General features: G+C 70.8%; 12 protein-coding genes. 1 reads left to right on the top strand and 11 read right to left on the bottom strand.

From position 1 onward, the window contains the following. Positions 1–646 precede the first annotated feature (646 nt). Both tyrS and ABD481_RS35500 read right to left on the bottom strand, forming a co-directional pair. Positions 647–1,909 (bottom strand): tyrosine--tRNA ligase, encoded by a 1,263-nt coding sequence (gene tyrS / locus ABD481_RS35505; protein ID WP_344670223.1) that lies wholly within the window; start codon positions 1,907–1,909, stop codon positions 647–649. Positions 1,910–1,995: 86 nt separating this feature from the next. Further along, complete coding sequence (locus tag ABD481_RS35500; protein ID WP_344670222.1) at positions 1,996–2,634, bottom strand: DNA-3-methyladenine glycosylase; 639 nt, start codon at positions 2,632–2,634, stop codon at positions 1,996–1,998. Between the two features lie 155 nt (positions 2,635–2,789). Here ABD481_RS35500 and ABD481_RS35495 point away from each other — a divergent pair, with 155 nt between their 5' ends. Beyond that, entirely contained in the window at positions 2,790–3,632 is an 843-nt protein-coding gene (locus tag ABD481_RS35495) for an alpha/beta hydrolase fold domain-containing protein (RefSeq protein ID WP_344670221.1), read from the top strand. A gap of 199 nt (positions 3,633–3,831) precedes the next feature. Here the strand turns inward: ABD481_RS35495 and ABD481_RS35490 are convergent, their stop codons facing one another. From ABD481_RS35490 to ABD481_RS35450, 9 genes are all read right to left on the bottom strand, one after another. After that, complete coding sequence (locus tag ABD481_RS35490; RefSeq protein WP_425559371.1) at positions 3,832–4,356, bottom strand: protein-tyrosine phosphatase family protein; 525 nt, start codon at positions 4,354–4,356, stop codon at positions 3,832–3,834. 119 nt (positions 4,357–4,475) lie between these two features. Then, positions 4,476–5,894, bottom strand: coding sequence for an argininosuccinate lyase (gene argH / locus ABD481_RS35485; protein WP_344670220.1), 1,419 nt, complete (start codon positions 5,892–5,894; stop codon positions 4,476–4,478). A 232-nt stretch (positions 5,895–6,126) separates the two neighbouring features. Continuing rightward, the gene (locus ABD481_RS35480; RefSeq protein ID WP_344670219.1) at positions 6,127–7,323 is read right to left on the bottom strand and encodes an argininosuccinate synthase; all 1,197 of its coding nucleotides are present in this window, start codon (positions 7,321–7,323) and stop codon (positions 6,127–6,129) included. Positions 7,324–7,416: 93 nt separating this feature from the next. Continuing rightward, the gene (locus ABD481_RS35475; RefSeq protein WP_344670218.1) at positions 7,417–7,923 is read right to left on the bottom strand and encodes an arginine repressor; all 507 of its coding nucleotides are present in this window, start codon (positions 7,921–7,923) and stop codon (positions 7,417–7,419) included. After that, positions 7,920–8,843: an ornithine carbamoyltransferase gene (argF, locus tag ABD481_RS35470; protein WP_344670217.1), complete on the bottom strand. Its 924-nt coding sequence runs from the start codon at positions 8,841–8,843 to the stop codon at positions 7,920–7,922. Before argF ends, ABD481_RS35475 begins: the two co-directional genes overlap by 4 nt. Positions 8,844–8,847: 4 nt before the next feature. Beyond that, on the bottom strand, positions 8,848–10,284 hold the full coding sequence (locus ABD481_RS35465; protein ID WP_344670216.1) for an acetylornithine transaminase: 1,437 nt from the start codon (positions 10,282–10,284) through the stop codon (positions 8,848–8,850). Next, complete coding sequence (argB, locus tag ABD481_RS35460) at positions 10,281–11,264, bottom strand: acetylglutamate kinase (protein ID WP_425559370.1); 984 nt, start codon at positions 11,262–11,264, stop codon at positions 10,281–10,283. Before argB ends, ABD481_RS35465 begins: the two co-directional genes overlap by 4 nt. Continuing rightward, positions 11,261–12,412 carry a bifunctional glutamate N-acetyltransferase/amino-acid acetyltransferase ArgJ gene (gene argJ, locus ABD481_RS35455; protein ID WP_344670215.1) on the bottom strand — a complete coding sequence of 384 codons (1,152 nt, stop codon included), beginning with the start codon at positions 12,410–12,412 and terminating at the stop codon, positions 11,261–11,263. The genes argB and argJ overlap by 4 nt, the downstream gene beginning before the upstream one ends. Next, positions 12,409–12,600, bottom strand: coding sequence for a hypothetical protein (locus ABD481_RS35450; protein WP_344670214.1), 192 nt, complete (start codon positions 12,598–12,600; stop codon positions 12,409–12,411). The genes argJ and ABD481_RS35450 overlap by 4 nt, the downstream gene beginning before the upstream one ends. Between the last annotated feature and the right edge of the window lie 5 nt (positions 12,601–12,605).

The raw sequence follows: 12,605 nt of genomic DNA, 5'->3' as shown, positions 1-12,605 counted from the left end.
AGGACTGGTAGAGGTGTCAGAAGAGTCACCTGGCAGGTAGCTCGGACATCCCCGACGGGGGTCGGAGAGCCGTCTACCAACCATGTGTTCAATGACTCTCAGCGCTGGCGCTGAGGTCCATGGCATCACAATCTGTCACACACTGTTGAGTTCTCAAGAAACAGACGCCCGAACCACCCGTACCGGAACTGCTCGTTCCGACCGCTCGCGACCCGGCGTTGTCAGGTCTTACTGTGTACTTTTTCTTGCTGTTTTGTTCTTGTCTTGCTTCGCTTTAGATCTTAGCAGATCCGCTGCGTTTTTCGCAATTTCGGTTTAGCTCTTGAAATGCAGAGCCAGACTTTCTTTTGCGATTGCTTCGGCGCGGGATTTGAATTCCCGTTCCTCGGCGGTTCCCAGACTGTATCGGACTCTCCGGCCGGCGACCAAATCGGCGCCGTCAGGGCCCTGCGTCATCCGCAGAAGCCGACACGGCATCTACGGAGCTTCAGTCAGCCCCATAACTGCCGTGGAAGTCAGTCTTCGGATGGTTACCCGTAGTGATCTCGCGATTACGTAGATCCTGCCTGGCGGGCAACGTCTACAAACTGTACGCGGAGACGTCGCGCGGGTCAACTCGGGACGAACAGAGCCGAGTCGCCGCTGGTCAGGACCCGACCTCGACGGCGCCCAGGGTCCGCTTTCCCCGGCGCAGCACCAGCCAGCGGCCGTGCAGCAGATCGGCGGCGGTCGGCGTCTCGTCCTCCACCTCGATCTTGCGGTTGTTCACGTAGGCGCCGCCCTCGTTGATGGTGCGGCGGCCGGCGCCCCGCGAGGCGACCAGGCCGGTGTCGGCCAGCAGCTGGGCGACCGGCACGAGCTCGGGGACCTTGGTCCCGGGCAGCTCCGACAGCGCCGCGCGCAATGTGGGCTCGTCGAGCTCGGCCAAGTCACCCTGGCCGAACAGCGCCTTGGAGGCGGCGATCACCTTGGCCGTGTTGTCCGCGCCGTGCACCAGCGTCGTCACGTCCTCGGCTAGCGCCTTCTGCGCCGCGCGCATCTGGGGCTTCTCCGTAGTGAGGCGCTCCAGTTCCTCCAGCTCTGCGCGGGGACGGAAGCTGAACACCTTGAGGTAGGTGACCACCGTCGCGTCCTCGGCGTTGAGGAAGTACTGGTAGAAGGCGTACGGCGACATCAGCTCCTCGGAGAGCCAGACGGTGCCGGACTCGGTCTTGCCGAACTTCGTCCCGTCCGCCTTCAGCAATAGCGGAGTGGCCAGCGCGTGCACCGAGACGCCCTCGGCGCGGTGGATCAGGTCGACGCCGGCGGTGATGTTGCCCCACTGGTCGCTGCCGCCGGTCTGGAGAATGCAGCCGTACTGCCGGTAGAGCTCCAGGAAGTCCAGGCCCTGAAGGATCTGGTAGCTGAACTCGGTGTAGCTGATGCCGGCCTCGGAGTTCAGGCGGGCGCTCACGGCGTCCTTGGAGAGCATCTTGCCGACCCGGAAGTGCTTGCCGATGTCGCGCAGGAAGTCGATCGCGGACATCGGGGCGGTCCAGTCGAGGTTGTTCACCACAGTCGCGGCGTTCGGGCCCTCGAAGGAGACGAAGCGGGAGACCTGCTCGCGGATCTTCCCGACCCACTCCGCGACCGTCTCCTTGCTGTTCAGCTGCCGCTCGGCGTTCGGCTTCGGGTCGCCGATCAGTCCGGTCGACCCGCCGACCAGGATCAGCGGACGGTGCCCGGCCTGCTGGATGTGGCGCGCGGCCATCAGCTGGACCAGGTTGCCGAAGTGCAGGCTCGGCGCGGTCGGGTCGAAGCCCACATAGAAGGTGACCGGCCCGTCGGCGAACGCCTTGCGCAGCGCGTCCTCGTCAGTGGACAGGGCCAGCAGGCCGTGCCACTTGAGCTCCTCGACGATGTCGGTCACGGTGGTCCCTCACGATGTCGGCGGATGGAAACTGTCGGACACCAGCCTGCCGTATCGGGCGGCGCTCCGGCGAACGGGTTCAGGACTCAGGACGACGTGGCGGACGCGGCAGAGGCCGCGCTCCCCCGGACCTTCGGCTTGTGTGCCTTGTACGCACTGACCGTACGGTCCCCCGCGATCCAGTACCGCCACGGCACGTCGACCGCCGTCGACACGCCGACTCGCGGCCCGGTCGCCACCGTGAAGTCGGCCGAAGCGCGCTCCAGCACCGTGAGCGCTCCGCCATCGCACAGATCAGCGCCGTTGTCCTCGCGCGCGAGGCCCAGCGCCTTCGTCAGCCGCGCCGGTCCGCGCGCCAGATCACGCTCCGAGGACCCGGGCCGCGCTGCGCGCGCCAGCTCCACGCCCTCGACAATCTCCCCCGCGCGGATGAGTACCGCGGAGCACTCGTCCTCAGGACTACAGACGAAGTTGATGCAGAAGTGCATCCCATAGGTGAAGTACACATAGAGGTGACCCGGCGGGCCGAACATGACGGCATTTCGCGGCGTCTTCCCCCGGTAGCCGTGGGAGGCGGGATCCAGTGGTCCCGCATACGCCTCGACTTCGCTAATACGCAGGACCCGGCGTCCCTCCGCGGTCTCCCGTACTAGCAGGCATCCCAGGAGTTCGGGCGCGACCTCCTGAGAGGAACGGGCGAAGAACGAGCGCTCGACGGCGGGCATGGACAGAGTCAATCATGCGCCGCTGACGGCGGCGGCGGGTTCCGGACGCGGTACTCGACGGTCGGCGAGGGGCCGCGTCCGGGCTGCGTGCAAGAACTCGTGAGTAGACCGCAATTTGCGGATAGTCTCCGCGCAAAGATCTCACGAGGAGGCTCATGTCGATGGAACCGATCCGGCCACCGTTCGTCGACGCGGACGGCGTCGCGCACTACCGCAACATCACCGTCTCCCGGGTTCAGGGGTTCCGGCCGCTGCACGCGGATTTGCGGGTGCCGCCGGGTGAAGGCCGCAAGCCCCTTATAGCGTTCCTCCACGGCGGCGCCTTCTGGGCCGGCTCGCGGGTGGATCTGCCGGAGATGCTGGGGGCGTTGGAGTCACCAGGGTTCTACGAGCGGCTGCTGGCGCGCGGCTATGCGGTGGCCGACCTCGACTACCGGCTGTCGTCGGAGGCGGTGTTCCCGGCGCCGCTGGAGGATGTCGAGAGCGCGCTGCGCCGGTTGCACGCGGGCGCTGACGAGCTCGGCCTGGACGCGGGGCGCTTCGCGGTGTGGGGCGAGTCGGCCGGCGCGACGCTGGGCGCGTTGGCGGCCCTCGACCAGGACTTCGACGTGCCGATCCGCGCCGTCGTCGACTGGTACGGCCCGGCGGACTTCGTCGAGGGGATCACCAGGGTCGACGTCCCCGGCGATCCCATCTACGCGCTGCTCGACGGCGGCGTGCCGGGGCTTTGGGAACGGGCCCGGGCCGCCAGCCCGACGCGTCAGGTCCACGCGGACGCGCCGCCGTTCCTGCTCATGCATGGCGTGGCCGACGACAGCGTTCCGTACTCCGAGAGCGAGAACCTCGCGGCGGCGCTGCGCGCGGTCGGGGTCCGCGCGGACCTTGTACCGGTCGAGGGTGCGGCCCATGTGTTGGAGGGCGCGAGCGACATCGGCGCTCTGGTGACTCAGGTTCTGGACTTCTTGGACGACGTCCTGCACACCAGCGGCCGGCTGTAACGGTCAGCAGTCAACAGTTGCCAGCCGTCAGCCGTCAGCCGTCAGCCGTCCACAGTCAGCAGTTGCCAGCGGTCAGCCGTCCCGCAGCCCAGCTCATTCAGTCCGACATCAACCTCTATGAGCTGGGCCGCGGTTGTCTGGCTCGTTTCCACCTAGGCGACGGAGCGCTCGTTGCTAAGCGCTCGCCCCGCGCGCCCTACTACTCCGCCGCGCCGAGCCCGGTGAGTTGGGCTGCGAGATCCAGCCCGGTTTCCAGGTAAGCGACGAAGTGCTCGTTGTTCAGCGCCCGCGCCGCGCGCTGCCTGCGGATCGTCGCTATAGCGTCGCGCGGCGTGAAGCCGCTCCGGATCAACACAGATGCGACGACCAGCCCCGAGCGGTTCATTCCGGCTCGGCATCGCACCAACACCAGTCGCCGCGCGGCGAAGTCCCGCTGCGCGGCGGCCGCGAACTCCTCCACGGCACGGATCTGTTCTGCGGTGAGGGCGTCGTCCGGGACCTCCAGCACATGGTGGTCGACGCCGTCCGCCGGTCCGTGTCCTTCCCGATTGTGCAGGCTGTAGACCGCGTCGAACTCGTCGACGACGACCGCCTCGGTCCACATCCCGTCCGCGCCGATGTACTCGTGGCCTCCCATCCACAGTCCCGGCACGATCTCCGACCACGGTTCCTCCGGTGCGTCGCCGTACCCGCCGTGGCCCCGCGAGTGGTCTTTTGTCCGCACAGCGCTCCCCCTTTCACGCCGACATGCCTTTTAGTCAGACATGACTTCTAAGAATGCCCAAAGCGCCGCCGACATGCCATCGTCGGCGGCGCTTCTTGCACGAAGTCGTCCAGAAGCCGTCAGCCGGCGGCCCACTCCCGCTGCCCGGCGACGTCCGCCACCAGCGCGTCGAGCTGTTCGGCGACCCGCTTGGGCGCGGTGCCGCCGCGGCCGTCGCGCGAGGCCAGCGACCCCTCGACGGTCAGCACGTCCTTCACCGCCGGGGTCAGCAGCGGGGAGATCTCCGCGAGCTGCTCGTCGGTCAGCTCCTCCAGGGTGATGTCCCGCTGCTCGCAGTAGCGGACCGAGGCGCCGGCCACCTCGTGCGCGACGCGGAACGGCACGCCCTGCCGGACCAGCCACTCGGCGACGTCGGTGGCCAGCGAGAAGCCGGCCGGGGCGAGCTCGGCCATCCGGCCGCCGTGCACGGTCATCGTCGCGATCATGCCGGTGAAGGCCGGGAGCAGGACCTCCAGGGTGTCGACGGAGTCGAACACCGGCTCCTTGTCCTCCTGCAGGTCCCGGTTGTAGGCCAGGGGCAGGGCCTTGAGGGTGGCCAGCAGGCCGGACAGGTTGCCGATCAGCCGCCCGGACTTGCCGCGGGCCAGCTCGGCGATGTCCGGGTTCTTCTTCTGCGGCATGATCGAGGAGCCGGTGGCGAAGGCGTCGTCCAGGGTCACGAAGGAGAACTCCTTCGTGGTCCACAGGATGATCTCCTCGGCGATCCGGGAGACGTCGACGCCGATCATCGCGGTGACGAAGGCGAACTCGGCGGCGAAGTCGCGCGCCGCGGTGCCGTCGATGGAGTTGGCGGCGCTGGCCGAGAAGCCCAGGTCGGCGGCGACCGCCTCGGGGTCCAGGCCGAGCGAGGAGCCGGCCAGGGCGCCGGAGCCGTACGGGGAGACGTCGGCGCGCTTGTCCCAGTCCCGCAGCCGCTCGGCGTCCCGGGACAGGGCCTGGGCGTGCGCGAGGATGTGGTGCGCGAACAGCACCGGCTGGGCGTGCTGCAGGTGGGTGCGGCCGGGCATGGCGACGTCCAGGTGGGCCGCGGCCTGGTCGATCAGCGCCTGCTGGAGGTCCGCGAGCAGGCCGGCGAGCTGCCGGGCGTGGTCGCGCAGATACATCCGGAACAGGGTGGCGATCTGGTCGTTGCGGCTGCGACCGGCCCGCAGCCGGCCACCGAGCTCGGCACCGAGCCGCTCCACCAGGCCACGCTCCAGCGCGGTGTGGCAGTCCTCGTCGGCGACGGTGGCCACGAAGTCCCCGGAGACCACGTCGGCCTCCAACGCGTCAAGACCGGCCAACATCGCGGCCAGGTCCGCCTGGTCCAGCAACCCGGCGCGGTGCAGCACCCGGGCGTGGGCGCGCGAGCCGGCCAGGTCGTAGCGGGCCAGGCGCCAGTCGAAGTGCACGGACGCCGACAGCGCCGCGAGCGCCTCCGACGGTCCGCCGCTGAACCGTCCGCCCCAAAGCCGCAGGGTGGGTTCCGGGCTGCTCATCATTCCTCGCCGTTTCTACCTTCGGGTGCTGCCTCCGGGCCGCCGGCTCGGGGGAACCGGCGGCCGGGAGGTGTACGCGGATATCGACTACAAGCTGTTGTGGGTCCGGAACGACCGGCTCGCCGGGCAGGACCGAAAAGACCGGAGACCGGAGGACCAGCGGACCCGAGCAAGGACCCTAGCCCGGACTACCCCCGGGACCGGTCCCGTCCCCGGCCCGCCGGCCCCGGGCTCACTTGCCCAGGTCGCGCTTGGCGGCGATCTTCGACGGCAGGCCGAACAGCTCGATGAAGCCCTTGGCCAGGGACTGGTCGAAGACGTCGCCGGTGTCGTAGGTGGCCAGGTTGAAGTCGTAGAGCGACTCGCCGCTGCGGCGGCCGGTGACCACCGCGCGGCCGCCGTGCAGGGTCATCCGGATGTCGCCGGAGACGTGCTCGTTGGCCTCGTCGATGAATCCGTCCAGGGCCCGCTTCAGCGGCGAGAACCACAGGCCGTCGTAGACCAGCTCGCCCCAGCGCTGGTCCACGGTGCGCTTGAACCGGGCCAGCTCGCGCTCGACGGTGACGTTCTCCAGCTCCTGGTGCGCGACGATCAGGGCGATGGCGCCGGGCGCCTCGTAGACCTCGCGGCTCTTGATGCCGACCAGGCGGTCCTCGACCATGTCGATCCGGCCCACGCCCTGGGCGCCGGCCCGGCGGTTCATCTCCAGGATGGCCTCCAGCGGCGTCACCGGCTTGCCGTCGATGGCGGTCGGGACGCCCTTGGTGAAGGTGATGACGACCTCGTCGGGCTCGCGGGCGGCGGCCGGGTCCTGGGTGTAGGAATACAGGTCCTCGATCGGGCCGTTCCAGATGTCCTCCAGGAAGCCGGTCTCCACGGCCTTGCCCCACAGGTTCTGGTCGATCGAGTACGGGTTCTTCTTCGTGGTCTCGATCGGCAGGCCGTTGACCTCGGCGAAGGCGATGGCCTTGTCGCGGGTCATGCCGTAGTCGCGGACCGGGGCGATGCACTTGAGCTCCGGCGCCAGCGAGGCGATGCCGACCTCGAAGCGGACCTGGTCGTTGCCCTTGCCGGTGCAGCCGTGGGCGACGGTGGTGGCGCCGTGCTTCTTGGCTGCGGCCGCCAGGTGCTTGACGATGGTGGGCCGCGACAGCGACGACACCAGCGGGTAGCGGTCCTGGTAGAGCGCGTTGGCCTTCAGCGCCGGGACGCAGTACTCCTCGGCGAACTCGTCGCGCGCGTCGGCGACCTCGGCCTCGACCGCGCCGCAGGCCAGGGCCCGCTTGCGGATCTCCTCCAGGTCCTCGCCGCCCTGGCCGACGTCGACCGCCACGGCGATGACCTCCGCGCCGGTCTGCTCGGCGATCCAGCCGATGCACACCGAGGTGTCCAGGCCGCCGGAGTAGGCGAGCACCACCTTCTCAGCCATGTCCTTCTGCTCCTTGCTATCGCTGGTTCCAGCTGTGGGGCTGGGATTCCGGGGTGGGTGTTCTCATCGTTGCGGCGGGAGGTTTCCCGCGGGTCAATTCTCGGCCGCGGCCAGCAGTTTCGCCGCCAGGGCGGCGCCGCCGGCCGGGTCGCGGCTGATCAGCAGCACCGTGTCGTCGCCGGCGATGCTGCCCAGGATCTCGGCGACGGCGGCCCGGTCGAACGCGCTGGCCAGGAACTGCGCCGCGCCCGGCGGGGTGCGCAGCACCACCAGGTTCGCCGAGGACTCGGCGCTGACCATCAGCTCCCCGAGCAGCCGGTGCAGCCGCTGCTCGAAGACCGGTTCGGCCTGCGCGGCGACCGGGGTGCGGTCGCCGCCCTCGGCCGGGATCGCGTAGACCAGGCTGCCCGCGCCGTCGCGGACCCGCACGGCGCCGAGCTCGTCCAGGTCGCGCGAGAGCGTGGCCTGGGTGACCGACAGGCCGTCCTCGGCCAGCAGCCGGCCCAGCTCGGCCTGCGACCGCACCGAGTGCCGCTCCAGCAGCAGAGCGATGCGCTGGTGGCGTGCGGTGCGGGTCTGCGGGACCGTGGCTTCGCTCATGAAGACTCCAGGAGGAACGCGAGCAGGGCCTTCTGCGCGTGGAGCCGGTTCTCGGCCTCGTCCCAGACCACACTCTGCGGGCCGTCGATGACCGCGGCCGAGATCTCGTAGCCGCGGTAGGCCGGAAGGCAGTGCAGGACGATGGCGTCCGGCGCGGCGAACGCCAGCGCGACCTCGTCCAGAGCGTACGGCTGGAAGACCCGGGTCCGCTCGGCCTTCTCCTCTTCCTGGCCCATGGACACCCAGGTGTCGGTGACCAGGATGTCGGCGCCGACGCAGGCCTCGGCGAGGTCGGTGGTGAAGGTCGCCGAGCCGCCGGTGGCCTCGGCGATGCGGACGGCGTCGGCCAGGATGTCGGCGCGCGGCGGGTAGCCCTCGGGCCCGGCGACCCGGACGTGCATGCCGGCGGTGGCGCCGCCCAGCAGGTAGGAGTGGGCCATGTTGTTGGCGCTGTCGCCGAGGTAGGTCATGGTGAGCCCGGCCAGGGCGCCCTTGTGCTCGCGCACCGTCTGCAGGTCGGCCAGGATCTGGCAGGGGTGGAAGTCGTCGGTCAGGGCGTTGACGACCGGCACCGCGCTGGCGGCGGCCAGCTCCTCGATCCGGGACTGGCTGAAGGTGCGCCACACTATCGCCTCGACCTGCCGCTCCAGCACCTTGGCGGTGTCGCCGAGCTCCTCGCCGCGGCCGAGCTGGCTGGTGGCGGAGTCGATGACCAGCGGGTAGCCGCCGAGCTGGGCGACGCCGACGCTGAAGGACACCCGGGTGCGGGTCGAGGGCTTGTCGAAGATCACGGCCACGGCCTTGGGCCCGGACAGGATCTGGTGGTCCAGCGGGGCCTTCTTGAAGGCGGCGGCGAGGTCCAGGACCCGGGCCTGCTCGGCGGGGGTCAGGTCGTCGTCGCGGAGGAAGTGGCGGACCATGGGCTCAGGCGTCCTTGTCGGGGGTCTGGTCAGGGGTCTGGGCGGTGCTCTGCGCGGAGTCCTGGTCAGGGCTCTGCGCGGGCTCCGGGCCCGGCTCCGGGTCGGGGTTCTGGGCGGCGGCGCCGGGACCTTCGGCGGCGTCGGCAGCACCGGCGGCATCGGCAGCATCGGCGGCCGCGTCCAAGGCGACGTCGAGCAAGGCGGGCAGCGCGGCCAGGAAGTCGTCGGCCTGCGCCACCGTGAGGATCAGCGGCGGGGCCAGCCGGATGGCGTCCGGCGCCGGGGCGTTGATGATGAACCCGGCGGCCAGCGCGGCCCGGGCGACCTCGGCGGAGTGCGGGACGGTCAGCATGATCGCCAGCAGCAGCCCCTCGCCGCGCACGCCGGCCACGGCCGGGTGGTCGAGCCCGATGATGCCGGCCGTCAGGTGCGCGCCGACCTCGGTGACGTTCTCCAAGATCGCGTCGCGCTCGATGGCGTGCAGCACCGCCAGGCCGGCGGCGCAGGCCACCGGGTTGCCGGCGTAGGTGGAGCCGTGCTGTCCCGGGGTGAGCAGGGCCGCCGCCCGGCCCAGGCCCACGCAGGCCCCGATCGGCATCCCACCGCCCAGGCCCTTGGCCAGCGTGACCAGGTCCGGGACCACGCCGGTACCGCTGTGGCCGAACCACTTGCCGGTACGGCCGATGCCGGTCTGGATCTCGTCGAGGATCAGCAGCGCGCCGTGCCGAGCGGTGATCTCGCGGGCCGCCTCCAGGTAGCCGGGCGGCGCCGGGACGACGCCCTTCTCGCCCTGGATCGGCTCGACGATGAACGCGGCGGTGTCGTCGTCCACGGCGGCTTCGAGCGCTGCGACGTCGCCATAGGGGACGAAGGTCACCTCGCCCGGCAGCGGTTCGAACGGCTCGCGGATGGCGGCCTTGCCGGTGAGCGCGAGCGCGCCCATGGTGCGGCCGTGGAACGAGCCCTCGGTGGAGACCATCTTGGTCCGGCCGGTGCGGCGCGCGGCCTTGAACGCGGCCTCGTTGGCCTCGGCGCCGGAGTTGCAGAAGTACACCCGGGCGTCGGTGCCGTTGGCGTGCCCGAGCAGCTCCACCAGCCGTTCGGCCAGCACGATCTGCGGGGCCGAGGCGAAGAAGTTGGAGATGTGGCCCAGGGTGGTGAGCTGGGTGGTGACGGCCTGCACGATCAGCGGGTGGGCGTGGCCCAGCGCGTTGACCGCGATGCCGGCCAGCAGGTCCAGGTAGCGGTTGCCGTCGGCGTCCCAGACGTAGGCGCCCTCGCCGCGGACCAGGACGCGCTGCGGCGTGCCGAAGGTGTTCATCAGGGCGGAGCCGTAGCGCTCGGTCCAGGCCGCGCCGTATCCGGGCTCGACGACGGGCAGGGCGCCCTCGGCGCCGGGCTCGTCCAGCCCGGTGCCCGGCTGGGTGTCGACCGCGCTCATTCCGGCACCACCATCGTTCCGATCCCCTCGTCGGTGAAGACTTCCAGCAGCAGCGCGTGCGGGACGCGGCCGTCCAGCACGTGGGCCCGCGGCACGCCCCCGCGCACGGCCCGCAGGCAGGCCTCCATCTTCGGCACCATGCCGGAGGACAGCGTGGGCAGCAGCCCGGCCAGCGCGTCGGCGCTCAGCCTGCTGATCAGCTCGTCGGAGGCCGGCCAGTCCGCGTACAAGCCCTCGACGTCGGTCAGGACCACCAGCTTCTCGGCGCCCAGGCCGACGGCGAGCGCCGCGGCGGCGGTGTCGGCGTTGACGTTGTAGACGCCGGTGCCGTCGGCGGCGCGGGCGATGGAGGACACGACCGGGATGCGGCCGTCGTCGAGCAGGGCGCGCACGGCGCCGGCGTCGACAGCCACGACGTCGCCGACCCGGCCGATGTCGACCGGTTCGCCGTCGACCACGCCGTGGCGCTTGACCGCCTTCATGGTGTCGGCGTCCTCGCCGGACATGCCGACGGCGAACGGGCCGTGGGTGTTGATCAGGCCGACGATGTCGCGCTGCACCTGGCCGGTGAGGACCATGCGGACCACGTCCATGGTCTCGTCGGTGGTGACCCGCAGGCCGCCGGCGAACCGGTGCTCGATGCCGAGCCGGTCCAGCTGGGCGTTGATCTGCGGGCCGCCGCCGTGCACGACGACCGGGCGCAGGCCGGCGTAGCGCAGGAACACGATGTCCTTGGCGAAGGCGGCCTTGAGCTCGTCGTCGATCATGGCGTTGCCGCCGAACTTCACCACGACGGTCTTGCCGTGCAGGGCGGACAGCCAGGGCAGGGCCTCGGTGAGGATGCCGGCCTTGGCCAGGGCCTCGTGCTTGCGGGTCTTGGCGCTGGTGGCGGCCGCGGCCTCGGCCTCGGCTTCCGCCGCGGCGGCTTCGGAGACGGCGGCGGCCTCGGCGGCCTCCACGCCGCTGTGCATGGTGCTCATGAGGAGTAGGCCGAGTTCTCGTGGACGTAGCCGGGGGTCAGGTCGTTGGTCCAGACGGTGGCGGCCGAGCCGCCGGCGGCCAGGTCGACGGTGACCGTGACCTCGCGGCCGGTGAGGTCGACCAGGTCGCGGTCGTCGCCGACGCCGCCGTCGCGGCAGACCCAGACGCCGTTGATGGCGACGGAGAGCCGGTCGGGCTCGAACCGGGCGTCGGTGGTGCCGACGGCGGAGAGCACGCGGCCCCAGTTGGGGTCGTTGCCGTACATGGCGCACTTGAACAGGTTGCTGCGGGTCACGGCCCTGGCGACCTGCACCGCCTCGTCCTCGCTGGCGGCGTTGACGACCTCGACGGCGATGTCCTTGGTGGCGCCCTCGGCGTCGCCGATGAGCTGCCGGGCCAGGTCGGCGCAGACGGCGGTGACGACGAGCTGGAACTCGGCCGGGTCCGGAACGACCTCGGAGGCGCCGGAGGCCAGCAGCAGGACGGTGTCGTTGGTGGACATGCAGCCGTCGGAGTCGACGCGGTCGAAGGTGACCCTGGTGGCCGCGCGCAGCGCCGTGTCCAGGGCCTCGGCCTCGACGGCGGCGTCGGTGGTGACGACCACGAGCATGGTGGCCAGGCCGGGGGCCAGCATGCCGGCGCCCTTGGCCATGCCGCCGACGGTGTAGCCGGAGCCGTGCGCCTCGGCGGTCTTGGACACGGTGTCGGTGGTCATGATGGCGGTGGCGGCGTCCAACCCGCCGTCGGCGGTCAGCGCGGCGGTGCCGGTCTTGAGCCCGCCGAGCAGGGCGTCCATCGGGAGGCGGACGCCGATCAGGCCGGTGGAGCAGACGGCGATCTCGGCGGCGGAGACGTCGAGCAGGGCCGCGGCTTCCTCGGCGGTCTTGTGCGTGTCCTGGAAGCCGGCCGGGCCGGTGCAGGCGTTGGCGCCGCCGGAGTTCAGCACCACGGCGGCGACCGTGCCGCCCTTGAGGACCTGCTCGGACCACTGGACCGGGGCGGCCTTGACGCGGTTGGAGGTGAAGACGCCGGCGGCGGCGTGCAGCGGGCCGTCGTTGACGACCAGCGCCAGGTCGGGGTTGCCGCTGGCCTTGAGGCCGGCGGCGACGCCCGAGGCGCGGAAGCCCTTCGCGGAGGTGACGCTCATTGTTCGACTCCCATCCGAACGGAGATCCCCATCGCGGTGACGAGGTGGCGCCGCAGTACGCGGGCGGTGGCGGTGAGGGGGTTGGGGGTGGTGTCCGCGGCGGTGTCGGCGGCGGCGATGTTCGTGGCGGTGTCGGCGGCGGCGATGTTCGTGGCGGTGCTCACGGCGGTGTCCGCGGGGGTGCTCATGGCAG

It is taken from the genome of Catenulispora yoronensis (genome assembly GCF_039531695.1).
In the GTDB taxonomy this organism is placed as follows: Bacteria; Actinomycetota; Actinomycetes; order Streptomycetales; family Catenulisporaceae; genus Catenulispora; species Catenulispora yoronensis.
Note: the sequence above shows the minus strand (reverse complement) of the source record. Positions and strands in the feature narration are given on the sequence as shown.

What these genes read in the sequence shown, in the direction of transcription:
- ABD481_RS35500 (WP_344670222.1), bottom strand. Translation starts at nt 2,634, where the DNA reads ATGCCCGCCGTCGAGCGCTCGTTCTTCGCCCGTTCCTCTCAGGAGGTC.
- ABD481_RS35495 (WP_344670221.1), top strand. Translation starts at nt 2,790, where the DNA reads ATGTCGATGGAACCGATCCGGCCACCGTTCGTCGACGCGGACGGCGTC.
- argH (WP_344670220.1), bottom strand. Translation starts at nt 5,894, where the DNA reads ATGAGCAGCCCGGAACCCACCCTGCGGCTTTGGGGCGGACGGTTCAGC.
- ABD481_RS35480 (WP_344670219.1), bottom strand. Translation starts at nt 7,323, where the DNA reads ATGGCTGAGAAGGTGGTGCTCGCCTACTCCGGCGGCCTGGACACCTCG.
- ABD481_RS35475 (WP_344670218.1), bottom strand. Translation starts at nt 7,923, where the DNA reads ATGAGCGAAGCCACGGTCCCGCAGACCCGCACCGCACGCCACCAGCGC.
- argF (WP_344670217.1), bottom strand. Translation starts at nt 8,843, where the DNA reads ATGGTCCGCCACTTCCTCCGCGACGACGACCTGACCCCCGCCGAGCAG.
- ABD481_RS35465 (WP_344670216.1), bottom strand. Translation starts at nt 10,284, where the DNA reads ATGAGCGCGGTCGACACCCAGCCGGGCACCGGGCTGGACGAGCCCGGC.
- argB (WP_425559370.1), bottom strand. Translation starts at nt 11,264, where the DNA reads ATGAGCACCATGCACAGCGGCGTGGAGGCCGCCGAGGCCGCCGCCGTC.
- argJ (WP_344670215.1), bottom strand. Translation starts at nt 12,412, where the DNA reads ATGAGCGTCACCTCCGCGAAGGGCTTCCGCGCCTCGGGCGTCGCCGCC.
- ABD481_RS35450 (WP_344670214.1), bottom strand. Translation starts at nt 12,600, where the DNA reads ATGAGCACCCCCGCGGACACCGCCGTGAGCACCGCCACGAACATCGCC.